The sequence below is a fragment of the Pseudomonas guariconensis genome (assembly GCF_040822035.1).
GTDB lineage: Bacteria > Pseudomonadota > Gammaproteobacteria > Pseudomonadales > Pseudomonadaceae > Aquipseudomonas > Aquipseudomonas guariconensis.
In genome coordinates this window covers 5,233,047-5,255,816 of record NZ_CP162012.1, presented here as the reverse complement: position 1 = coordinate 5,255,816, position 22,770 = coordinate 5,233,047, and the positions used below count along the sequence as shown (strand labels likewise).

At 62.0% G+C, this 22,770-nt stretch carries 19 protein-coding genes; 9 read left to right on the top strand and 10 right to left on the bottom strand.

Features of this window, described 5'->3' with window-relative positions; all coding sequences use genetic code 11:
- Positions 1-30 precede the first annotated feature (30 nt).
- Positions 31-1,005, top strand: coding sequence for a GTP-binding protein (locus tag AB1N67_RS24445; RefSeq protein ID WP_367863458.1), 975 nt, complete (start codon positions 31-33; stop codon positions 1,003-1,005).
- On the opposite strand, the gene AB1N67_RS24440 is transcribed toward AB1N67_RS24445, so the two are convergent.
- Positions 1,006-1,398 carry a DUF3301 domain-containing protein gene (locus AB1N67_RS24440; protein ID WP_043209992.1) on the bottom strand — a complete coding sequence of 131 codons (393 nt, stop codon included), beginning with the start codon at positions 1,396-1,398 and terminating at the stop codon, positions 1,006-1,008. It lies immediately after the preceding gene.
- Between the two features lie 119 nt (positions 1,399-1,517).
- On the opposite strand from AB1N67_RS24440, the gene pdxY reads away from it, so the two are divergent.
- Entirely contained in the window at positions 1,518-2,390 is an 873-nt protein-coding gene (gene pdxY / locus AB1N67_RS24435) for a pyridoxal kinase PdxY (protein ID WP_070572228.1), read from the top strand.
- Positions 2,391-2,434: 44 nt separating this feature from the next.
- On the opposite strand, the gene AB1N67_RS24430 is transcribed toward pdxY, so the two are convergent.
- On the bottom strand, positions 2,435-2,920 hold the full coding sequence (locus tag AB1N67_RS24430; protein ID WP_043209987.1) for an acyl-CoA thioesterase: 486 nt from the start codon (positions 2,918-2,920) through the stop codon (positions 2,435-2,437).
- Between the two features lie 324 nt (positions 2,921-3,244).
- On the opposite strand from AB1N67_RS24430, the gene AB1N67_RS24425 reads away from it, so the two are divergent.
- Positions 3,245-5,005: a cation:proton antiporter gene (locus tag AB1N67_RS24425; protein WP_043209985.1), complete on the top strand. Its 1,761-nt coding sequence runs from the start codon at positions 3,245-3,247 to the stop codon at positions 5,003-5,005.
- A 172-nt stretch (positions 5,006-5,177) separates the two neighbouring features.
- Here the strand turns inward: AB1N67_RS24425 and AB1N67_RS24420 are convergent, their stop codons facing one another.
- The 3 genes from AB1N67_RS24420 to uvrD all read right to left on the bottom strand — a co-directional run bounded on the left by AB1N67_RS24420 (position 5,178) and on the right by uvrD (position 8,958).
- A complete protein-coding gene (locus AB1N67_RS24420) occupies positions 5,178-5,585 on the bottom strand; it encodes an SMI1/KNR4 family protein (protein ID WP_043209983.1) in 408 nt (135 codons plus the stop codon).
- 112 nt (positions 5,586-5,697) lie between these two features.
- Positions 5,698-6,546: a Tim44 domain-containing protein gene (locus AB1N67_RS24415; RefSeq protein WP_090344154.1), complete on the bottom strand. Its 849-nt coding sequence runs from the start codon at positions 6,544-6,546 to the stop codon at positions 5,698-5,700.
- A gap of 228 nt (positions 6,547-6,774) precedes the next feature.
- Complete coding sequence (gene uvrD / locus AB1N67_RS24410; protein ID WP_043209978.1) at positions 6,775-8,958, bottom strand: DNA helicase II; 2,184 nt, start codon at positions 8,956-8,958, stop codon at positions 6,775-6,777.
- Positions 8,959-9,197: 239 nt separating this feature from the next.
- Here uvrD and AB1N67_RS24405 point away from each other — a divergent pair, with 239 nt between their 5' ends.
- A complete protein-coding gene (locus tag AB1N67_RS24405; protein ID WP_043209976.1) occupies positions 9,198-12,074 on the top strand; it encodes a bifunctional diguanylate cyclase/phosphodiesterase in 2,877 nt (958 codons plus the stop codon).
- Between the two features lie 6 nt (positions 12,075-12,080).
- On the opposite strand, the gene zwf is transcribed toward AB1N67_RS24405, so the two are convergent.
- Entirely contained in the window at positions 12,081-13,523 is a 1,443-nt protein-coding gene (gene zwf / locus AB1N67_RS24400; RefSeq protein WP_182942030.1) for a glucose-6-phosphate dehydrogenase, read from the bottom strand.
- A 104-nt stretch (positions 13,524-13,627) separates the two neighbouring features.
- Between zwf and hexR the strand changes: the two genes are divergently transcribed.
- Together hexR and AB1N67_RS24390 are read left to right on the top strand one after the other, a co-directional pair.
- A complete protein-coding gene (hexR, locus tag AB1N67_RS24395) occupies positions 13,628-14,494 on the top strand; it encodes a transcriptional regulator HexR (RefSeq protein WP_043209971.1) in 867 nt (288 codons plus the stop codon).
- A gap of 127 nt (positions 14,495-14,621) precedes the next feature.
- Entirely contained in the window at positions 14,622-14,840 is a 219-nt protein-coding gene (locus AB1N67_RS24390) for a PA3496 family putative envelope integrity protein (protein ID WP_080642090.1), read from the top strand.
- Here AB1N67_RS24390 and AB1N67_RS24385 read toward each other — a convergent pair.
- Positions 14,782-15,744 carry a LysR family transcriptional regulator gene (locus tag AB1N67_RS24385; protein ID WP_043209969.1) on the bottom strand — a complete coding sequence of 321 codons (963 nt, stop codon included), beginning with the start codon at positions 15,742-15,744 and terminating at the stop codon, positions 14,782-14,784. The genes AB1N67_RS24390 and AB1N67_RS24385 overlap by 59 nt on opposite strands.
- Before the next feature lie 189 nt (positions 15,745-15,933).
- On the opposite strand from AB1N67_RS24385, the gene AB1N67_RS24380 reads away from it, so the two are divergent.
- Positions 15,934-17,349: an acetyl-CoA carboxylase biotin carboxylase subunit gene (locus AB1N67_RS24380; protein ID WP_070093419.1), complete on the top strand. Its 1,416-nt coding sequence runs from the start codon at positions 15,934-15,936 to the stop codon at positions 17,347-17,349.
- Between the two features lie 11 nt (positions 17,350-17,360).
- Positions 17,361-19,169, top strand: a complete 1,809-nt coding sequence (gene oadA, locus AB1N67_RS24375; protein ID WP_043209967.1) for a sodium-extruding oxaloacetate decarboxylase subunit alpha — start codon at positions 17,361-17,363, stop codon at positions 19,167-19,169.
- A gap of 147 nt (positions 19,170-19,316) precedes the next feature.
- Here oadA and AB1N67_RS24370 read toward each other — a convergent pair whose 3' ends face one another.
- Genes AB1N67_RS24370 through AB1N67_RS24360 form a run of 3 tightly spaced genes read right to left on the bottom strand, consistent with a single transcriptional unit; the run spans position 19,317 to position 21,080 of the window.
- Positions 19,317-19,988: a GNAT family N-acetyltransferase gene (locus AB1N67_RS24370; protein WP_182816794.1), complete on the bottom strand. Its 672-nt coding sequence runs from the start codon at positions 19,986-19,988 to the stop codon at positions 19,317-19,319.
- 4 nt (positions 19,989-19,992) lie between these two features.
- Positions 19,993-20,439, bottom strand: coding sequence for an N-acetyltransferase family protein (locus AB1N67_RS24365; RefSeq protein WP_367863457.1), 447 nt, complete (start codon positions 20,437-20,439; stop codon positions 19,993-19,995).
- An 11-nt stretch (positions 20,440-20,450) separates the two neighbouring features.
- A complete protein-coding gene (locus AB1N67_RS24360) occupies positions 20,451-21,080 on the bottom strand; it encodes an FMN-binding negative transcriptional regulator (RefSeq protein WP_367863456.1) in 630 nt (209 codons plus the stop codon).
- 89 nt (positions 21,081-21,169) lie between these two features.
- Between AB1N67_RS24360 and AB1N67_RS24355 the strand changes: the two genes are divergently transcribed.
- A complete protein-coding gene (locus AB1N67_RS24355; protein WP_367863455.1) occupies positions 21,170-22,708 on the top strand; it encodes a PLP-dependent aminotransferase family protein in 1,539 nt (512 codons plus the stop codon).
- Positions 22,709-22,770: the final 62 nt, after the last annotated feature.

Below are 22,770 nucleotides of genomic sequence, written 5' to 3'. Positions count from 1 at the left end.
TAGTTGGAGGCTATTTCCAAGGTATGGCCCATGCTCCAGAACATCCCGACCCACGTGATCGCAGGCCCATTGGGCGCCGGCAAGACCAGCCTGATACATCAGCTGTTGGCTCAGCGCCCGTTAGGGGAGCGCTGGGCCGTATTGGTCAACGAGTTTGGGCAGATTGGCCTGGATGCGGCGCTGCTGAGTCGGGACGAGAATGGCATCGCTATTGGCGAGGTGGCCGGCGGCTGCCTGTGCTGCGTCAATGGCATGCCGTTCCAGGTCGGCTTGGGCCGCTTGTTGCGCAAGGCTCGGCCTGATCGGGTGTTCATCGAGCCGTCCGGTCTGGGCCATCCTCAGTCTTTGCTGGCCCAGTTGGGTCAGGCGCCCTGGGTGGGTGTACTGGCCGTACAGCCGTTGGTGATGGTGCTGGACGCACAGGCTCTGACCCGTGGTGAACCGCTGCCTGACGCGCAACGGCAAGCCTTGCCCGAGGCTGCATTGCTGGTTTTCAACAAGGCTGGGGCTTTGGATGAAACCCAGCGCCTGTTGATAACTGCACAGTTCCCCGAGTTGCCGAGGCTTTGGACCGATCATGGGCGATTGTCGGTGGACCTTTTGCCCGTCACGTCTGGCACAACGAGCCCTCTCGAGGCTGTGGACAAACTACCCAGGGAGACCCCTTCGAACCCTGCTGGCGCCCTGTGGACAGATCCTCGCCAGCCAATCTGTCTCGCCCAGCAAGGCGAGGGTGGCTGGAGTGTTGGCTGGCGCTGGCACCCCTCGCAGCGTTTCGACGCGACGCGTTTGCTCGCAATGCTTGAAAGCTGGCCGTGGCGCCGCGCAAAAGGTGTTATCCACAGCGACGCCGGCTGGCAGTCCTTCAATGGCCTGGAAGGCGAGGCACTGGCTTGGCAGCCGAGCGAATGGCGCAAGGATTCACGTCTGGAGTTGATCTTCGATCAGCCGCAGCTGCTGGACACCCTCCAGGAAGCCTTGGTCGCTTGCCGCCTGGAGACCTGATCAGTTGCGCCAGCGGTTATGTTCCTGGCGCCACTGCTGCATCTCGATGACGTTGTCTGCCTTCGGCGGAACCTTGATTTCAAATGGATAGGGTGCCAGTTCGATCTGCAGGGTGTGGGCACCGAACTGCGTCACTGTCCCAGGGTGGCGTTGCTCGCCGGTCACGGTGAACTCGAACCCATAGACACGCGCCAGGCGCTTGCGGCCATTGGCATCGCGCACGAAGGCGATGCGCTTGAGGGCGACGTTATCGTCGAGCAGTTGAAGGTCAAGCTTGGTGCAATGCTGCTTGACCCGTTCAAGGGCCTTTTCGCGCAGCCCATGGTTGTGCCACAACCAGGCACCGGCGGTCGCCAGTACCATCAGGACGAAGAGGTTCTCCAGGGTCAACATTTGCATATGCTCCAAAACGGTAGATCCAGCTTAACTGTGTCCCTGGCCTGTCGTACAGGTGGCAAACGGGTTCATACTGCGCGGCGCACATCTACTGAAACAGCTTTGGAATTTCCCACATGAAACGTACACCGCATCTGCTTGCTATCCAGTCCCACGTGGTCTTCGGCCACGCCGGAAACAGCGCTGCGGTGTTTCCCATGCAGCGGGTCGGGGTCAATGTCTGGCCGCTGAACACCGTGCAGTTCTCCAACCATACCCAGTATGGACAGTGGGCCGGTGAAGTGCTCGCTCCGGCGCAAATTCCTGCGCTGGTGGAAGGCATTTCCAACATCGGCGAGCTGGGCCATTGCGACGCGGTGCTTTCCGGTTACCTGGGCAGCGCCGAGCAGGGCCGGGCGATCCTGGCGGGTGTCCAGCGGATCAAGGCGGTGAACCCCAAGGCGTTGTACTTGTGCGATCCGGTCATGGGGCATGCGGAAAAAGGCTGCATCGTGCCGGTCGAAGTCAGTGAGTTTCTCTTGGAGGAAGCCGCCTCAGTGGCGGATATCCTGTGCCCCAACCAGCTTGAACTGGACAGCTTCTGTGGTCGTCGGGCCGAGTCCCTGGATGATTGCGTGGCCATGGCGCGCGGCCTGCTTGAGCGCGGTCCCCAGGTGGTACTGGTCAAGCATCTGTCCTATCCGGGGCGCGCCGAGGACGCCTTTGAAATGCTGCTGGTGACCCGAGAACACAGCTGGCATCTGCGCCGACCATTGCTGGCCTTCCCACGTCAGCCGGTAGGGGTGGGTGACTTGACCTCCGGCCTGTTCTTGGCCCGCGTGTTGCTCGGGGACAGCTGGGTCCAGGCGTTCGAGTTCACCGCTGCGGCCGTGCATGAAGTGCTGCTGGAGACCCAGGCCTGCGCGAGCTACGAGCTGCAACCGATCAGGGCCCAAGACCGCATCGCCCATCCGCGTGTGCGCTTCGAGGCGCAGCGGTTGGCGATCTAGGCCCATGACAGGGCCGCTGTGCAGCCCTGCCGGTTGCTCGACGTCTAGATCGAATCGGTCTTGAGGTTCTGGTAGCGCTGTTCCAGTTCCTGGCGGATCTGTCGGCGCTGCTGGCCCTGCAGGAAACGCCGCTTCTCTTCGCTGCTCTGGGGCTGGCGTGGCGGGACCTGCACCGGACGGCGATTGTCGTCGACCGCAACCATGGTGAAGAAACAGCTGTTGGAGTGCCGCACGGAGCGCTCGCGGATGTTTTCGGTCACGACCTTGATGCCCACTTCCATGGACGTATTGCCGGTGTAGTTGACCGAGGCGAGGAAGGTCACCAGTTCGCCGACATGTACAGGCTCTCGGAAGATCACCTGGTCCACCGACAGGGTGACCACATAGGTGCCGGCATAGCGGCTGGCGCAGGCATAGGCCACCTCGTCGAGGTACTTGAGCAGGGTGCCGCCATGGACGTTGCCGGAAAAGTTGGCCATGTCCGGGGTCATCAGGACGGTCATCGTCAGCTGGGCGTTTCCAGGTTCCATAGTGTGCTCACGGGTTGGTTGCGCTGAAACGGGGCTGGTATCTGCGGACACTTCTGTTTCCCCCTCATAGGGTTTCCCCATCCTGGTACGGGACGTCGCCTGACGTGCTTCCGTCACGCGGATCGTGCCATCTCTGGCAGCAAAATCGCCGATCTGTTTCTACATATTGCATCGGCTATTCATGCGAAGGCGCGATGTTAACCTGAGCGAGCCCATGCAACATGGGCTTTCCTGCTTTGAACACAGTATGTACGTGCTGCTCGCTTGGGTTTGCCTTGGCAGAGGAGCGGTCTGCCCGAGCAACGAGAAAAGGAGTACCTCGCCATGCATGCCATCAGTTTCATCCAGGATTTGGCCGTGATCATGCTGGTCGCCGGGGTGGTTACCATTCTCTTCCACCGTTTCAAGCAGCCGGTGGTGCTGGGCTACATCGTCGCAGGCTTCATCATTGGGCCTCACACACCACCCTTTGGCCTGATCCACGATGAGGACACCATCAAGACCCTGGCTGAGCTGGGGGTGATCTTCCTGATGTTCTGCCTGGGCCTGGAATTCAGCCTGCGCAAGCTGTTCAAGGTCGGCGCCACTGCGTTCATCGCGGCCTTCCTGGAAATCGTCCTGATGATCTGGATCGGTTTCGAGATCGGCCGCTGGTTCGGCTGGAGCACCATGGACTCGCTGTTCCTGGGGGCGATCCTGGCGATCTCCTCGACCACCATCATCGTCAAGGCGCTCAATGACCTGAAGATGAAGAACGAGCGCTTTGCCCAGCTGATCTTCGGCGTGCTGATCGTCGAGGATATCCTTGGCATCGGGATCATCGCCCTGTTGTCGGGTATCGCCGTCAGCGGCACGGTCAGTTCCGGCGAAGTGTTTTCCACGGTCGGCAAATTGTCGCTGTTCATGATCGTTGCACTGGTGATCGGCATCCTGCTGGTGCCAAGGCTGTTGGCCTATGTGGCGAGGTTCGAAAGCAACGAGATGCTCCTGATCACTGTACTGGGGCTGTGCTTCGGTTTTTGTCTGTTGGTGGTCAAGCTCGAATACAGCATGGTCCTGGGCGCGTTCCTGATCGGCGCGATCATGGCCGAATCCCGGCAGTTGCTGAAGATCGAGCGTCTGATCGAGCCCGTACGCGACCTGTTCAGCGCCATCTTCTTCGTTGCTATCGGCCTGATGATCGACCCGCGCGTGTTGCTCGACTACGCCTGGCCGATCGCAGTGATCACCCTGGCGGTGGTGCTGGGCAAAATGCTGTCGTGCGGCATGGGGGCATTCATCGCCGGCAATGATGGACGCACTTCGCTGCGTGTTGGCATGGGGCTTTCACAGATTGGCGAGTTTTCCTTCATCATCGCTGCCTTGGGCATGACCTTGCAGGTCACCAGCGATTTTCTTTATCCGGTGGCTGTGGCCGTGTCGGCCATCACCACTTTGCTCACGCCTTATCTGATTCGCGCTGCCGATCCGCTCTCGCTCAAGCTTGGCAAGGTGGTGCCCGGACGCCTGGCGCGGGTGCTGTCGTTATACGGGGAGTGGCTGCGCAGCATTCAGCCCCACGGCGAGGGTGCGATGGTCGCGGCGATGATCCGGCGTATCCTGATGCAGGTGGGCGTCAACCTGGCGCTGGTCATCGCGATTTTCTTTAGCGGTGGTTACTTTGCCGCGCGCATTGGCAACTGGTTGAGCGAATGGGTCAGCGATGTCAGCCAGCAGAAGGCGCTGATCTGGGGGGCCGCCTTGTTGTTGTCGCTGCCTTTCCTGATTGCCGCCTATCGCAAGCTCAAGGCGCTATCGATGCTGTTGGCGGAGATGAGCGTGAAGCCGGAGATGGCCGGACGGCACACTCAACGTGTCCGTCGGGTAATTGCCGAGGTGATTCCGTTGCTGTCGCTGCTGGTGATCTTCCTGCTGCTGTCGGCGCTTTCGGCGAGCATCCTGCCGACCAACGAGTTGCTGCTGGTCATCGCAATCGTGGCAGCGGTGGTGGTGGCCTTGCTGTGGCGATGGTTCATCCGGGTGCATACCCGCATGCAAATCGCCTTGCTGGAAACGCTGGAAAACAACCGGGATCAAACCCATTGAGCGTTTGTGCTCTCTGCGCAAGGCGACGTCGCAGTCCGAGGGGATGGAACGGTAACGCCGCCGCCAGGCGCAGAACGCCTGGCGATTCTACGTTGGGTGGTGGCTATGAGCCATCTCCTGGCGCAAGAAATTACATCGCACCGAGGTGCACGAGCTTTGCGGGAAGTACGGTTCAGCTTTCCAGCCAGACGTCCCGGACCCAGTGCCAGACGGTTTCCCAGTTATCTTCGCTGATCGCTTCTTCCTCGGCGTCCCACAGCACCACGGTGCCGTCTTCCTCGACACAGTAGTAGTTGTCCCCATCCTGGCACAGCGGGACCAGGTCGCGTGGCACGCCAGCATCCCAGGCGTTGGCGGCAACGTCTGGCAGGTAGGTGTGGGACTGGGGATCGGTGACGGTCACCGGCTCCAGGCTGCCGTACACCACGTCGCTGACCGTCAGCAGGAACTCACGCAGGCCGAACGGCATGTTGATCAGCAACTCTTCCTCGATTTCTACCAACAGGTCCTCGTCCGGCAATTCCAGTGGCACCGGCACGGGTTCATTGGCTTCACGGAGCTGATCGATCACTTCTTCCACGGCTTACATCCTCTGGCCTTGATGACAACGCTGCGGTTTATACCCTAGTAGCCCGCTGTGCCAAAAGCAAAAACCCCGGGCAAGCCCGGGGTTTTGAGTGCAACGCGGTAGATCAGCCGTTCTGGCGGATACCGGCGAGCAGCCAAGGCTGGTTTTCGCCCTGGGCGCGCTCCATGTGCCAGCTTTCGCTGAATGCTTCACCCTGGTCGAAGCGCGAGGTCTTCGATACACCATGGAAGGTCAGGGTGGCGACGGTCTTGTCGGCACGATCGTCGACACCTTCGAGCTGCACATCGAGGTTGTCGATGTAGGTGGACTGGAAGCCATCACCCAGGTCGGCACGCTCGCGCTTGAGGAACTCGAGCATCTGCGGGGTGACGAATTCGGCGATCTTGTCCATTTCGTTGGCATCCCAGTGCTGCTGCAGCGACATGAAGTGCGTGCGGGCAGCGGACAGGAAGCTTTGCTCGTTGAACCAGGCCGGAGCGTTGATGACCGGTGCGCCAGCAGCGGCCGAAGCGCCACCGAAGACCGACGGTTGGGCTGGCTGGGCATGGGTTTCACGCTGGTAGGGCGCATGGCCGGCACCGGCCATCTGCGGCTGCTGCTGGCGGCGGCGGGCGGCGATAAAGCGGAACACCAGGAAGGCGATCAGGCCCATGATCAGGAAGTCGAAGATCTGCATGCCCTGGAAGCCGTCGCCCATGAACATGGAGGCCAGCAGACCACCGGCGGCGATACCGGCCAGTGGGCCCAGCCAGCGCGAAGCACCGCTGGCGGCGGCCGGTGCACGGCCAGGAGCGGTTGGCGCGGCGGCAGGTGTGGTTGGCGCAGCCTGGCGGGTCTGGTGGATAGGCGCGGAGCCCGAGCTCTTGCCGCCGCCGAAACGCTTGGCGTTGGCATCCAGGCTCAGCGTCAGGCCGACGCACAGCGCCAGTACGATGCTAAGAAAACGTTGCATAGATGGGATATCCCCTGTGGGTGGATTGCACGCGCGTCATGTTGCACATGTTGTAGGAGACATGACCAGCGCCATAATGTTTCCAGCTTTTGCCTGAATGGTCTGAGGCAAGACTGATTGCTGGATAGGACCATTCGTCAAGATCTGTAGGAGGCGGCAGCACTGAACCAGGGGAGCTGGCGAAGCCTGCGGTAGGCCCTACTCGCACGGGATCAGTGCCAGCGGGCCTCAGATCGCTTCCAGCTTGGCATACCCCAGCATCAACCACTTGCTGCCCTCGGCGAAGTTGACCTGCACCCGTGCCTGGGCACCAGAGCCTTCGAAGTTGAGGATCACGCCTTCGCCAAACACTGCGTGTTGCACGCGCTGGCCAAGGTTGAACGCGGTCTGTGGGATGCTGGCATTGGCGAACAGGCTGCTCGCTTGGCTCTGGCTGCCACCGAAGGGACGGCTGACCGAGTTGGACAAGCGCACCTCTTGAACCAGGCCTGCCGGAATTTCCCGTACGAAACGTGACACTTTGTTATAGGTCTCGCTTCCATACAGACGGCGGGTTTCGGCGTAGGTCATGATCAGCTGGCGCATGGCCCGGGTGATGCCCACATAGGCCAGTCGGCGTTCTTCTTCCAGACGGCCGGGTTCTTCCAGGCTCATCTTGTGGGGGAACAGGCCTTCTTCCATGCCGACCAGGAACACATAGGGGAACTCTAATCCCTTAGCGCTGTGCAGCGTCATCAGCTGGATGCTGTCCTCGTGCTCGTCGGCTTGGGCATCGCCGGCCTCCAGGGAGGCGTGGCCGAGGAAGGCGGAGAGCGGCGATAGGTCGGCGTCGTCCTCGCTGGTCTCGAAGTTGCGCGCCGCGCTGACCAGTTCCTCAAGGTTTTCTACCCGAGCCTGGCCCTTTTCGCCTTTTTCTTCCTGGTGATAGAGGATCAGGCCGGACTGCTCGATGACAGTCTGGGTCATCAGGTGCAAGGGCATTTCCAGGACCTTGGCTGCGAGGTTTTCGATCAATTCGATGAACGCGCCCAAGGCACTGGCGGCGCGGCCTTTGAGGGCCTTGGCCGCCAACAGCTGGCACATGGCCTCCCACATCGACAACTGGCTGTGCCGGGCATGTTCGCGGATCGCCTCGACGGTCTTTTCGCCGATGCCGCGCGGTGGCACGTTGATTACCCGCTCCAGCGCGGCGTCGTTGCCGCGGCCTTCGAGCAGGCGCAGGTAGGCCATGGCGTTCTTGATCTCGGCGCGCTCGAAGAAGCGTTGGCCACCGTAGATCCGATAGGGAATGCGTTCGCGCAGCAAGGCTTCTTCGAGCACCCGCGACTGGGCGTTGGAGCGGTACAGGATGGCCACGTCGCTGCGGGCATTGCCCTGCTTGATGAAGCTCTCGATGGTCTCCACCACATAGCGCGCTTCGTCATGCTCGTTGTAGGCGGCATAGAGGGTCAGCGGCTCGCCTTCGCCCATGTCGGTCCACAGCTCTTTGCCCAGGCGCCCGCTGTTGTTGGCGATCAGGGCGTTGGCCGCCTTGAGGATACCGCCGGTGGAGCGGTAGTTCTGCTCAAGGCGAATCAGCTCGGCGTCGGGGAAGTCAGCGGTGTACTGATGGATGTTCTCGATCTTGGCGCCGCGCCAGCCGTAGATCGACTGGTCGTCGTCCCCCACCGCCATGAGGCTGCTGCCGCCTGCGGCAAGCAGGCGCAGCCAGGCGTACTGCACGGCGTTGGTATCTTGGAACTCGTCCACCAGCAGGTGGCGGAAGCGCCGCTGGTAGTGTTCGAGCAGTCCAGGGTGGTCGCGCCACAGGTCCAGGGCGCGAAGCAGCAATTCGGAAAAGTCGATGACCCCAGCGCGTTCGCAGGCCTGTTCGTAGGCCTCGTAGATGCTGCGCATGGTGCCCAGGAATAGATCGCCACCGGCCTGGATATGCTGTGGACGCAGACCTTCGTCCTTCTGGCCGTTGATGAACCATTGGGCTTGGCGGGCGGGCCAGCGCTGCTCGTCGAGGCCGAGCTCGCGGATCACCCGCTTGATCAGGCGCTGCTGATCATCGCTGTCCAGAATCTGGAAATTCTGCACCAGCCGAGCTTCCTGCCAGTGAGCGCGCAGCAGGCGGTGCGCCAGGCCGTGGAAGGTCCCCACCCACATGCCGGCCGGATTGATGCCCAGCAGTTGCTCGATCCGCTGGCGCATTTCGGCCGCCGCCTTGTTGGTGAAGGTCACCGACAGGATAGAGTGGGGGGAGGCCTGTTCGACCTGGATCAGCCAGGCGATACGGTGCACCAGCACGCGGGTCTTGCCCGAGCCAGCACCGGCCAGCACCAATTGACGCCCCAGCGGGGCCGCTACGGCCTGGCGTTGGGCATCGTTGAGGGAGTTCAGCAGGAGGGAGAGGTCATCATTGCGCATCCGGCCATTCTAGGGCCGCACAGGGGGCAGGGCAAACGGCCCCCGGAGAAATCTTGCAGGCGGTGCCAGGCCGTTCATCGGCGGCCTGGGCAGAGGCCTGTTCTTGAGCGGTCTGAGTAAACGGCCGCCGGTATTTTTGAAAACATGACGTAGAGCAGTTTGGCCCAGGCCATGGCTTGTGTATGCTCGCTGCACTTTTGCGGTCTGCCAATACAAGAACACAACAAGAACACGACCCTATGACCCAGGATTTCGCGGCGATCGGAGCATCGCCGGAGACGGCAAGGAGTGTGCGCAGGCAATTTGCGACCCAGCTCTGCATCGAGCGTACCCGTCTTCTCTATCAGGGCTCATTGCTGCCCACCCTGCTGATGCTGATCAACGGCCTGCTGTGCGCCTGGCTGTTGTGGAGCCCTGAGCGCTATCTGCTGGTCAGTGTATGGCTGGCCTGGCTGTTGGCGCTGGTGGCCCTGCGGGTGATCCAGGTCGCGGCCTTCGATGCGGCCACGCCAGCGCGTCAAGCCAAGGCGTCCTGGCAGCACATGTTCCTGTCCGGCTCGGCCTTCAGCGGCCTGACCTTGGCCTGTGCGGCGATCGCCTTGGTGCCGGTGGACGATTTCGTGCAGCAGGCCTGGGTGTTCGGACTGTTGGGGGCGGCGGCGTTGTCGGCCAGTGTCGCCTATGCCGTGAGCCTGCCGGCGTTTCTCAGTTTCGCCTTGCCCTGCCTGTTGCCGCCCATTGTGTTCCTGTTCTACTTCGATGCCGGTGCGCAGCGCGGCTGGGGCTGGCTCGGCCTGATCCTGCTGGGGGCGCTGATGGTGGTGGCCTGGCAGGTTAACCGCTTGCTCGAGCGCAGCCTGTTGCGCCGTTTCCAGAACCAGGCGCTGATCGAACACCTGCAGAGCGCCCAGCACCGTGGTGAGCAACTGAACCAGGCGTTGCTGGTCGAGGTGCGGCAGCGTCGTCATGCCGAAGACCAACTGCGCCAGGCCCAGGCTGGGCTCGAGCAGCGAGTGCTTCAACGCAGCCATGAGCTGGACCTGGCCAACCAGGCCCTGGGCAAGAGCGAGCAGCGCCTGGCCCTGGCGCTTCAGGCCAGCGAGTTGGGGTTGTGGGATTGGAACCTGCTCACCGACGAAGTGCATCACACGCAGCTGTACGCCTTGTTCGGCCTGGACCCGGAGCAGGTCCGCTCGGTCCGCGCCGACCTAAAGCCGCGCCTGCACCCGGACGATCTGCCGTTGCTGCGCAGGACATTGGTCGAACACCTCAAAGGCCGTACCGAGGACTACCGGGTCGAATACCGCATCCGGCATACCCAGGGGAATTGGCGCTGGATCGAAGACCGAGGCCGTGCCGTGGAACACGCTGCCGACGGCCGAGTCCTGCGCATGCTCGGCACACGGCGTGACATCACCGCGCAAAAGGAGCAGGAAGAACAGCAGCGTCTGGCGGCCACGGTGTTCGAAGCGGCCAGTGAAGGGATCGCGATCCTGGATGCGGGCTTCCAACTGCTGGCCGTCAACCAGGCCTTTTGCCAAATCACTGGCTTCGACCGGGAAGAGCTATTGCAGCGCAATGCCCTGGAGTTGCCCTGCAGCCGGGACGCCCGGCGTCACAGCCAGGCGATCGGTCAGGCGCTGGAGCAGCAGGGGCGCTGGCAGGGCGAGCTGGTCGAGGCGCGACGCAACGGCGAACTGTACCCCCAGTGGTTGCAGCTCAATGGCGTGCGTGACGCGCGGGGCAACATCAGCAATATCGTAGGCTTCTTCACCGACCTGTCGGCCCGACGGGAGTCGGAGGAGCGCCTGCGCTACCTGGCCCACTACGACGACCTCACCGGGCTGGCCAACCGCGCCCTGTTCCGCCTGCGTTTGCATGAGGCCGGGCAACGGGTTCGGGTGAACGGGCGCAGCCTGGCGTTGCTGCACATCGACTTGGACCGCTTCAAGCTGCTCAACGAAAGCTTGGGCCACGAACTGGCCGACCAGCTGTTGAAGAAAATGGCCCTGCGCATCGCCAATGCGGTACCTGAAGCAGACACTGTCGCGCGCTTGTCTGGCGATGAGTTCGTCGTGCTGTTCGATGGCTACAGCAACCTTTCCAGCCTGGTGCGAGTGACGACCCGCCTGCTCGACAAGCTGCGCGTCCCGCAACGTCTGGGTGGGCATGAGCTGGTGATCAGTGCCTCGGTCGGCATCAGCGTGTTGTCGGACCCCAGTTTCGACCTCAACGCATTGCTCAGCCAGGCGGACATGGCCAAGCAGCATGCCAAGCATCTGGGCGGCGACAACTTCCAGTTCTATACCGAAAGCCTGCGCGCCAGCACCCTGGAGCGCCTGCAGCTGGAAAACCACTTGCGCAAAGCCATCGACGAAGGCCAATTGCTGGTCTACTACCAACCCAAGCTTTGCCTGCGCAGCGGCCGCCTGCTCGCCGCCGAAGCGTTGGTGCGCTGGCAGCATCCGCAGTGGGGCATGGTGCCGCCGGGCGACTTCATCGGCCTTGCCGAAGAAACCGGACTGATCGGGCCGATGGGCGAGTTCGTGCTGCGCGAAGCGTGCTGGCAGGCTTTTGAATGGCGGCGTCAGGGCATGAGCGTGCGGGTTTCGGTGAACCTCTCCGGCTATCAACTACGCCAAGGCAAGATCGTCAGCCTGGTGCGTCAGGTGCTGGCGGAAACAGGCCTTGCGCCGCAGTTGCTGGAGCTGGAACTGACCGAGAGCCAATTGCTGGACAGCGTCGAGCACATCATCTCGACGTTCCAGCAATTGCACCAGCTGGGGGTCAAATTGGCGATCGACGACTTCGGTACCGGCTACTCCTCGCTGAGCTATCTCAAGCGCTTCCCGGTGGACTACGTGAAGATCGACCAGGCGTTCATTCGCGGTCTGCAGGAGGGCAGCCAGGATGCGGCGATCATCCGCGCGATCATCGCCATGGCCAAGAGTCTGGGCTTGAAGGTCGTGGCTGAAGGGGTGGAAACCCAGGAGCAGCTTGCCTTCCTGCATGATCACGGGTGTGACGAGGCGCAGGGGTATCTGATCAGCAGGCCGCTGGATGCCCAGGCGTTCAAGGCTTTGCTGGATAAATCCCCGAGCATCCTGATGAGCTGATCGATTTCAGCTGTGCCAATGCCGGCCCTGATGGGCCAGCAGGCTGTTGGCCTGCTCCGGGCCGTTGCTGCCGGCAGGGTAGGGGCGAGGCGCCTGGAAGTGCTCTTCCCAGCCTTGCAGGATCGGATCGATCCAGGCCCAGGCGGCTTCGACCTCATCGCGACGCATGAACAAGGTCGAATCGCCCGCGAGCACATCCAGCAGCAGCCGCTCGTAGGCTTCCCAGCGACGGGTCTGGCCGAACACTTGAGCCAGGTTCAGGTCCAGCTCCACCGGCTCCAGACGCATGCCTTTGCCCGGGCTCTTGGTCATCATGCGCAGGCTGATGCGTTCATCGGGTTGCAGCTGGATCAGCAACTGGTTGACCTGCCCGCCACTGAATAGCTCATGGGGCACCGGTTTGAACTGGATGACGATCTGCGAGGAGCGTCGTGCCATGCGTTTGCCGGTACGCAAGTAGAAGGGCACGCCAGCCCAGCGCCAGTTATCGATGTGCGCCTGGACCGCGACGAAGGTCTCGGTGTCGCTGTCATTGTCCACGTCCTTTTCGAAGTAGTAGGCCGGCACTTCCTGGCCGCCGATCCGGCCGGCGCCGTATTGCCCGCGCACGGTCTTGTCCTGCACATCCTGACCGGTGATCGGCTTGAGGGCACGCAGGATCTTCACTTTCTCGTCACGCACCGCTTCGGCTTCGAACTGCGCCGGCGGCTCCATGGCCACCAGGCACAGAAGCTGAAGCAGGTGGTTCTGCAGCATGTCACGGGTTGCGCCTGCGCGGTCGTAGTAGGCGCCGCGGTTCTCCACGCCCAGTGTCTCGCAGACGCTGATCTGCACGTGGTCGACGTGGCCATTGCGCCAGACCGGTTCCAGCAGGGCGTTGGCAAAACGTAGCGCCATGAGGTTCTGCACGGTCTCCTTGCCCAAGTAGTGATCGATGCGAAACACCTGGGACTCGTCGAACACCGCGCCGATCGCTTCGTTGATGGCCGTGGCTGACTCAAGGGAGTGGCCGATGGGTTTTTCCAGCACGATACGCGCCTCGCTGTCGGCAAGGCCTGCGATGCGCAAATGGTTGGCGATGGGCACGAACAGGTTGGGTGCGGTCGCCAGGTAGTAGATGCGCGCCAAGCCGCCAGGCTCGCCCAGGTAGCGTGCCAGGCGAACGAAATCAGCGCTTTGCGAGGCATCCATGGCGAAGTAGTCCAGACGTGCGCAAAAACGTCGCCAGACCTCTTCGTCGAAATCCTGCCGGGCGATCTGCGCCCTGCAATTGCGTTCGGCGAGCTTGAGGTATTCATCCCGGGGCAGGTTGCGCCGCGCCAGGGCGATGATCCTCACGGCATTGTGCAGGCGGGCCTCGCGGTACAGGTGGTAGAGCGCCGGCAGTAGTTTGTGCAGGGCCAGATCGCCCGTACCGCCGAAGACCAGGATGTCGCAAGGAATAGTCAAAACCACCACTCTCCACATTGGTTTAGCTGGGCGGGTCGCTGGTCATGTAGTATAACTACAAGAAAGCTACATCCCGGCCAGCCGATCATAACCGAGTCCAGCCTGTGAATCTGTTGCAACATATCGCCCAATCGCGCCATTTGCTGCGCAAATCGGAACTGAAAGTGGCCGACCATGTGCTGCTAGATCCGGCTGCCGTCATGCACAGTTCGATGGCCGACCTTGCCCACAGCGTGGGCATCAGCGAGCCGACCATCGTGCGTTTCTGCCGCGCGATCGGCTGTTCGGGCTTCCAGGATCTCAAGCTCAAGCTGGCCCAGAGCCTGGCTGCAGGCGCCAGTTTCGGTCAGTTCGCAATCCATGAAGATGACTCGGTCGCCGACTATAGCCTGAAGATCTTCGATACCACCCTGCACACCCTGATGGAAGTGCGTGAGCACCTCAATCCCCAGGCTCTGCAGCAGGCGGTGACCGCCATGGCCCAGGCCCAGCGCGTGGAGTTCTATGGTTTCGGTGCCTCCGGCGCGGTGGCCGCCGATGCCCAGCACAAGTTCTTCCGCCTATTGCTCAGCGCTGCGGCGTACTCCGACCCGCACATGCAAGCCATGTCGGCGGTGACCCTCAAACCTGGCGATGTAGCGGTGTGCATTTCCCAGTCGGGTCGCTCCAAGGATCTGTTGATCACCGCCAATCTGGTGCGTGAAAGCGGCGCCAACCTGATCACCCTTTGCCCGAGCCAGACGCCGTTGGCCGAATTGTCCACTGTCAACCTGGCCATCGACGTGCACGAAGACACCGAGATCTACACCCCGCTGACTTCGCGCATCGCTCACCTTGTAGTGATCGACGTACTGGCCATGGGCGTGGCCATGGCCCGCGGACCGAGCCTGGTGAATCACCTCAAGAGCGTGAAACGCAGTTTGCGTAGCCTGCGACTGTCACCCAAGTCGATCAAGGCGACCGACGACTGAGCCTGCTGCCGATGCAGGGGCCAGAACAGGCAAAGCAAATTTCACGGTTTTGTCACCAATCCACAGCCAAACCGTAAACCTGCAAGGCCAACCTGAAGCTCCCCGCATCCTAACTGGGAGACAGGCAATGGCACGTGATCATGACGGTTCGTTCCAACCCACCGCCAAAGCTCGCAAGCAGCAGGAAAAGGACCAGCGCCGCATGGAGTTCCGCCGTGCGATCGAAAGCTACTGCGACCAGCGTCAGTTGCTGCGCGACATTACCGACTACCCCGACCTGCGAGACATCACGGTTTGGCAGGTATCGGCGGCATCTTCCCCGAAAATCGCTCCACAAGCCCGCTGATTTTCGCCCGTTCATTACGTATGAATGCAAGAAAGGCCAAGGCCACCGGTGATTGCCGCTTGGCCTTGGACTGCACCACGCACCAACTGCGATACAGCGGCAACTCCTCTACCGGCAGTTCTTTCAGCACCCCGGTGGCCAACTCCAAGTTCAGCGCATGGCGGGTGAGCAGCGCGATGCCGAGGCCTGCGATCACGCACTCGCGTTGGGCATCGGCCGAGGCGACTTCCAGCGTCTGAGTGAAGTGCACGCGTTTGTCCTTGAAGTATTCCTCGCAGGCCTTGCGGGTGCCCGAACCCTGCTCGCGAATCAGCAAGGTATGAGGCTCGAGATCCTGCAGGCGCAGCTTCTCCAGCTTGCACAGCGGATGGTCCGGCGGTGCCACGGCCACGATCGGGTTGTTCAGGAACGGCATGAACTCAAGCCCCATGTCCTGGGGCACCATCGACATGATGATCAGGTCGTCGCGGTTGTCCGAAAGCCGGCGGATCGCCTGTGCCCGATTGACCACCGTCAGGGTCAGGTTGACCTCTGGATGGCGTTGCTTGAACGCGGCGAACAAGTGGGGCACGAAGTACTTGGCGCTGGATTCGATCGCAAGTTTCAGTTGGCCCTGCAGTGAGCCCTGCATGTCCGAGAGCTGCATGTCGAGGTTTTCCAGGCGACCGAAGATGTCCCGGCTGGCGCGCTGCAGGGCCTCGGCCGCTTCGGTCAGGTAGAGCTTCTTGCCCACGTACTCGAACAGCGGCTGGCCAATCAGCTCCTCGAGCTGGCGGATCTGTAGACTTACGGCGGGTTGCGTCAATGCCATTTCTTCCGCCGCCCGGCTGTAGGAGCGCAGATCGCATACCTCGTTAAAGATTTGCAACTGACGCAATGTCATACGCATCAATGACTTACGCATTTTTCCACAGGCTCCCGCAAAACCTTGTTACGGCACTATAAGCTTTTGCTTATGTCGACCCTAACAAATATTGATTTTTGTTTATCAACCTACAGCGATAGGGTTGGTTTGCGACTGGCCAGCAACCTCTGGCCACGCGCCGACCGGGGAATCCGGCTCGTGTGTTCCATCGGCTTTGGGAAGACTCCAGTGATAAAAAAAATCCTGATCGCCAACCGGGGTGAAATCGCAGTTCGGATCGTGCGTGCGTGCGCCGAGATGGGCATTCGCTCTGTGGCGATCTATTCCGACGCCGACCGTCATGCCTTGCACGTCAAGCGCGCCGACGAGGCCTACAGCATCGGTGCCGAGCCCCTGGCCGGCTATCTGAACCCGCGCAAGCTGGTCAACCTGGCCGTGGAAACCGGCTGTGATGCCTTGCATCCAGGTTACGGTTTCCTGTCGGAAAACGCCGAGCTCGCGGAAATCTGCGCAGAGCGTGGCATCAAGTTCATCGGCCCTGCCGCCGACGTCATTCGCCGCATGGGCGACAAGACTGAAGCGCGCCGCACCATGATCCAGGCCGGTGTACCGGTAACGCCCGGTACCGAAGGCAACGTCGCCGACATCCACGAAGCCCTGGCCGAAGGTGATCGCATCGGTTACCCGGTCATGCTCAAGGCCACCTCGGGTGGTGGCGGTCGTGGTATCCGTCGCTGCAACAGCCGCGAAGAGCTCGAGCAAGCTTTCCCCCGCGTGATCTCCGAGGCCACCAAGGCCTTCGGCTCGGCGGAAGTGTTCCTGGAAAAATGCATCGTCAACCCCAAGCACATCGAGGCGCAGATCCTGGGTGACAGCTTCGGCAACGTGGTGCACCTGTTCGAGCGCGACTGCTCGATCCAGCGCCGCAACCAGAAGCTCATCGAGATCGCCCCCAGCCCTCAGCTGACCCCGGAACAGCGCGCCTACATCGGCGACCTGGCGGTCCGCGCGGCCAAGGCCGTGAACTACGAGAACGCCGGTACCGTGGAGTTCCTGCTCGCCGATGGCGAGGTGTACTTCATGGAAATGAACACTCGCGTGCAGGTGGAACACACCATCACCGAAGAAATCACCGGCATCGACATCGTGCGCGAGCAAATCCGCATCGCCTCGGGCCTGCCGCTGTCGGTCAAGCAGGAAGACATCCAGCACCGCGGCTACGCGTTGCAGTTTCGCATCAACGCCGAAGACCCGAAGAACAACTTCCTGCCCAGCTTCGGCAAGATCACCCGTTATTACGCGCCCGGTGGCCCAGGTGTGCGTACCGACACCGCGATCTACACCGGCTACACCATTCCGCCGTTCTATGACTCCATGTGCCTGAAACTGGTGGTTTGGGCATTGACCTGGGAAGAAGCCATGGACCGTGGCCTGCGGGCCCTGGACGACATGCGTGTGCAGGGCGTGAAGACCACCGCCGCGTATTACCAGGAGATCCTGCGCAATCCGGAATTCCGTAGCGGCCAGTTCAACACCAGCTTCGTGGAAAGCCACCCGGAACTGACCAATTACTCGATCAAGCGCAAACCCGAAGAGCTGGCCCTGGCCATCGCCGCCGCCATTGCTGCACACGCAGGCCTGTGAGGAACCGAATAATGTCCAAGAAAATCTTTGTCACCGACACAATCCTGCGCGACGCCCACCAGTCCCTGCTGGCCACCCGCATGCGCACCGAAGACATGCTGCCGATCTGCGACAAGCTCGACAAGGTGGGCTACTGGTCTCTGGAAGTCTGGGGTGGCGCGACCTTCGACGCCTGCGTGCGCTTCCTCAAGGAAGACCCGTGGGAGCGTCTGCGCAAGCTGCGCGCCGCCCTGCCTAACACCCGCCTGCAGATGCTGTTGCGTGGCCAGAACCTGCTGGGCTACCGCCACTACAGCGACGACGTGGTCAAGGCCTTCGTCGCCAAGGCCGCGGTCAATGGTATTGACGTGTTCCGTATCTTCGACGCCATGAACGACGTGCGTAACCTGCGTGTGGCCATCGAAGCGGTCAAGGCTGCCGGCAAGCACGCCCAGGGCACCATCGCCTACACCACCAGCCCCGTGCACACCATCGACGCCTTCGTCGCCCAGGCCAAGCAGATGGAAGCCATGGGCTGCGACTCGGTCGCGATCAAGGACATGGCCGGCCTGCTGACCCCATTCGCCACCGGCGAGCTGGTCAAGGCGCTCAAAGCTGAACAATCGCTGCCGGTGTTCATCCACTCCCACGATACCGCTGGCCTGGCCGCCATGTGCCAACTCAAGGCCGTGGAAAACGGTGCCGACCACATCGATACCGCGATCTCCAGCTTCGCCTGGGGCACCAGCCACCCAGGGACAGAGTCGATGGTCGCCGCGCTCAAGGGCACCGAGTTCGATACCGGCCTGGATCTGGAACTGCTGCAGGAAATCGGTCTGTACTTCTATGCCGTGCGCAAGAAGTACCACCAGTTCGAGAGCGAGTTCACCGCCGTGGACACCCGCGTGCAGGTCAACCAGGTGCCAGGCGGCATGATTTCCAACCTGGCCAACCAGCTCAAGGAGCAAGGCGCCCTGAGCCGCATGAACGAAGTGCTGGCGGAGATCCCACGCGTACGTGAAGACCTCGGCTACCCGCCGCTGGTGACCCCGACCTCGCAGATCGTCGGCACCCAGGCCTTCTTCAACGTGCTGGCCGGCGAGCGCTACAAGACCATCACCAACGAGGTGAAGCTTTACCTGCAAGGCGGCTATGGCAAGGCGCCGGGTGTGGTCAACGAACAACTGCGTCGCCAGGCGATCGGCAGCGAAGAAGTGATCGACGTGCGCCCGGCCGACCTGCTCAAGCCGGAGATGGCCAAGCTGCGTGCCGATATCGGCAACCTGGCTCGCTGCGAGGAAGATGTGCTGACCTACGCGATGTTCCCGGACATCGGTCGCAAGTTCCTCGAGGAGCGTGAAGCCGGCACCCTGACTCCAGAAGCCCTGCTGCCGATTCCGGAAGCCGGTGCCGTGGCAGGCTCGGGCGGCGAAGGTGTACCGACCGAGTTCGTCATCGACGTGCACGGCGAGACTTACCGCGTCGATATCACCGGTGTGGGCGTCAAGGCCGAAGGCAAGCGTCACTTCTATCTGTCCATCGATGGCATGCCGGAAGAGGTGGTATTCGAGCCGCTCAACGAGTTCGTCAGCGGCGGTGGCAGCAAGCGCAAGCAGGCCACTGGCCCAGGTCACGTGAGCACCACCATGCCGGGCAACATCGTCGATGTGTTGGTCAAGGAAGGTGACACCGTCAAGGCCGGCCAACCGGTGCTGATCACCGAAGCGATGAAGATGGAGACCGAAGTCCAGGCCCCAATTGCCGGCAAGGTCACTGCCATCCACGTGGCCAAGGGTGATCGCGTCACGCCGGGCGAGATCCTGATCGAGATCGAAGGCTGATCCAAGCCTTCGACAGCAAGCGGTTTACCTCATGGGGAGCGATATGCTCCCCTTTTTTTGTGCTGAATTTGTCGGTCTCTTTCACCAGCAGGCCCGTTCCCAGAGGGATAACGCATCCCCGTGGGAGTGGGTGTACCGCCGGCACTCTCAGCCTTTACGGCAGGCTTCCAAGGTCTTCACTTGCCCCTCGGGCTGCTGGTTCTCTTCGCTCAACCAGCGCTCGAAGCCTGCCGCCACGCTTGGCCACTCATCATCGGTGATCGAGTACCAGGCCGTGTCCCGGTTGTGATCCTTGACCACCATGTGCTTGCGGAACACCCCTTCGAAGACAAAGCCGAAGCGCTCGGCGGCGCGTTTGGAGCGGGCATTGGCGTTGTTGCACTTCCACTCCAGGCGCCGGTTGCCCAAGGCAAAGCCGAGCTGGCTCAGCAAGTAGACGGCCTCGGTGCCGCGAGGGGTGCGCTGCATGGCGGCGCCGAAGGCGATGTGGCCGATCTCGAAGCGGCCCTGTTCGGGGACGATCGACATGTAGCTCAGGATGCCCTGGGCCTGGCCGGTGGCGCGGTCGATGACGCTGTAGAACAGCGGGTCGCGACTGGTGGCGTTGCCTTCGAGCCAGCGGTCGAAGCTGGCGCGCTCATTGAAAGGCCCATAGGGCAGGTAGTCCCACAGCACTGGGTCCGAGCCAGGGCCCTGCAACACGTCCCAAAGGTCATTGCCGTGGCGGGCCGGGTCGAGTTTTTCCAGGCGGACGAAGCGTCCTTCGAGGGGCTCGGCGTTGGGCGTTGCCGCGGGCTTCCAGTTCAGTGCGTCTGTCATGGGCCTACAAGCCTTTGCGAAATTGAATGAAGCCCGGCCGCTCTGCGACTTGTTCGTACAGGCTGATGGCGGTGGCGTTGGTCTCGTGGGTGAGCCAGTGCACCTTGATGCAGCCGGCTGCCTTGGCGGTCGCGTAGACATGCTCGATCAGCTGGCGACCAATGCCCAGGCCGCGCTGGTCGGCGTTGACGTACAGGTCTTGCAGGTAGCACGAATTCTCGATGCTCCAGTTGGAGCGGTGATAGATCCAATTGACCATCCCCACGGCTTTGCCATCGACCCAGGCCAACGCCGAGTGGGTGGGCTCGTTCTCATCGAGCAAACGCTGCCAGGTGCTGGCGCTGACTTCATTGGCCAATTCGGTTTCGTAGAAGCGCAGATAGGCGTGCCAGAGGGCGAGCCAGGCGGCATGGTCGTTGGCGCTCACTGGGCGCAGGGTAACGCTGGGCATGGTCTTTTCCTTCAGAGTGGGCGCATCTGCGCCGCGAGTTGGTTGTCCAGGTAATCGGAACTGCTGCCCAGACCGTCACGTACACCGGCGATGTCTTGCGCCGAGCGGTTCTGGCTGAGCTTGCGCGCACCTTGCAGGCGGGCGATGGGCATGCGCAGGCCGACGATGGCGCGCAGCATGCCGTCGATGTAATCGCTGGGTGCGTCGCTCACCTTCCAGGGTTCGGCGCGGTCTTGTTCGTGCCGATCGCTCAGGCGGCTGACGATCTCCAGCAGGCGAGGGGCGTCGTGGATCACTTGCACCGCGCCATAGGCGTGCACGGCCAGGTAATTCCAGGTGGGCACGACCCTGGGGTTTTCGGCCTTGCTCGGGTAGTAGCTCGGGCTGACATAGGCATCTGCGCCTGGGAAAACCAGCAACGCTTCGCCGCCTTGCTCCAGGACCTGCCATTGGGGGTTGGCCCGGGCCAGGTGAGCATAGACAGTGCCGTACTCGCCTTGAGCTGTATCGAGCAGCACGGGTAGATGGGTCGCGAGCAAGCCGTTTTCGCCGTGGCTGACCAGAACGGCGAGGCGGGTGTCGCACATTTGCTGGTGCAGGCGCGCGAGGTCATGTTCTTGGTGGGGCTTGGCGTTATACATGCGAGATTCCTTGTCCAATGGCTTCATCCTAGGCAGGCTATTGGTGCTCTGTAAGAGCCAATACAGCCTGTTTTCATAGGTCCAATGCCATGAACGAATGTCCTCTCGCGCTGCCCTTCGACCCCACGGGTATCGTGCTCGACCGCCGGCGCGGGCTCAGCCAGCAGCTGTACCAGGCATTGCGGGCGCGGGTGCTGGATGGACGCCTGGGCAGTGGCACGCGTTTGCCCGCCACCCGCGACCTGGCGGCCATGTTGTCGCTCTCGCGCAACAGCGTGGTGCGGGCCTACGACCAGCTGTATGCCGAGGGTTACATTGAAAGTCGGGTTGGCGATGGGACTTATGTGAGCCAGCTGCCCAAACTATCCACACAGCTATCCACAGGGTTATCCCAGGGGTTATCAACAGAGTTATCCACATTGTTGCCTTCTGATACTGAAGATTTATCCAGTTCAGGGCGCTCCAGCGAGCCTTTGCAGCGGCTTAAAAACAACCATCTTCCACCACCCAAGGCTGGTGCGCCGAGGGCTTTTCGCGTCGGTGTGCCGGCGTTCGATTTGTTTCCCTTCGAGGTCTGGGCCAGGCTGCAAGCGGGTTTCTGGCGAAATCCCGATCCTTCATCGCTCGGCTATGGCGATCCGGCGGGTGAACCGCAACTGCGCGAACTCATCGCCGCCTACCTGCGACGCTCACGTGGGTTGTCGTGTGGCGCTGAACAAATTGTGATCACCAGCGGTGCCCAGCAGGCCATCAGCCTTTGTGCACAGTTGCTGTTGCAGCCGGGCGATGGAGTGGCTGTGGAAAACCCAGGGTACCGGGCGGCCGGCCACACTTTTGCGTTGGCGGGGGCGAAAGTCAGGGGTGTGCCAGTAGACGATGAAGGGCTGGATTGCGCGCAGCTGGCGCAACTTCCCGATTGCCGGATGGCCTATGTGACTCCGGCGCACCAGTACCCCACTGGCGTCACCATGAGCCTGGCCCGGCGCCTGTCATTGCTGGATTGGGCACAGCGTCAGGATGGCTGGATCATCGAGGACGACTACGACGGGGAGTATCGCTACAGCGGTGCGCCACTGGCGCCCTTGGCCTCCTTGGACCGGCAGGGACGGGTGCTGTACGTGGGCACGTTCGGCAAGATCGCCTTCCCGGCCCTGCGCCTGGGCTATCTGGTGCTGCCTCGACCGTTGGTGGAGGCATTCAGTCAGGGGCGGGCGTTGGCGGTGCGCCATTCGGAGGTCGGCACCCAGTGCGTAATGGCGCAATTCATGGCCCAGGGGCACTTTCAACGGCATATCCGGCGCATGCGCAAGGCAGCGCTGGCGCGGCGAAATGTCCTGAAAGCCGGGTGGCCGGAAGATGTGCCAGGGCTGGGCGCCATGCCGGAAGTGGCGGCTGGGCTGCATGTGAAAGTGGCTGTGGATAACCTTGCCCGTGAGCAAGAGTTGGTGGCCAGGGCAGAGGCGGTGGGGGTGGAGGTCAACCCGCTGAGCAGTTACTGGCTCGAAGACGGCAATGTCCCTGTGGATAAGCGCGCCGGATTGGTGCTGGGGTTCGCGGCGGTGCCTGAAGCGCAGATTGCGGATGCAGTGATGCGATTGCGCAGGGCGTGGCGACCTGTTCGCGGGTGAACCCGTTCTCACAGACACAGCGCTGTACTTACAGGCAGCGCTGTACCTGTGGGAGCGGGTTC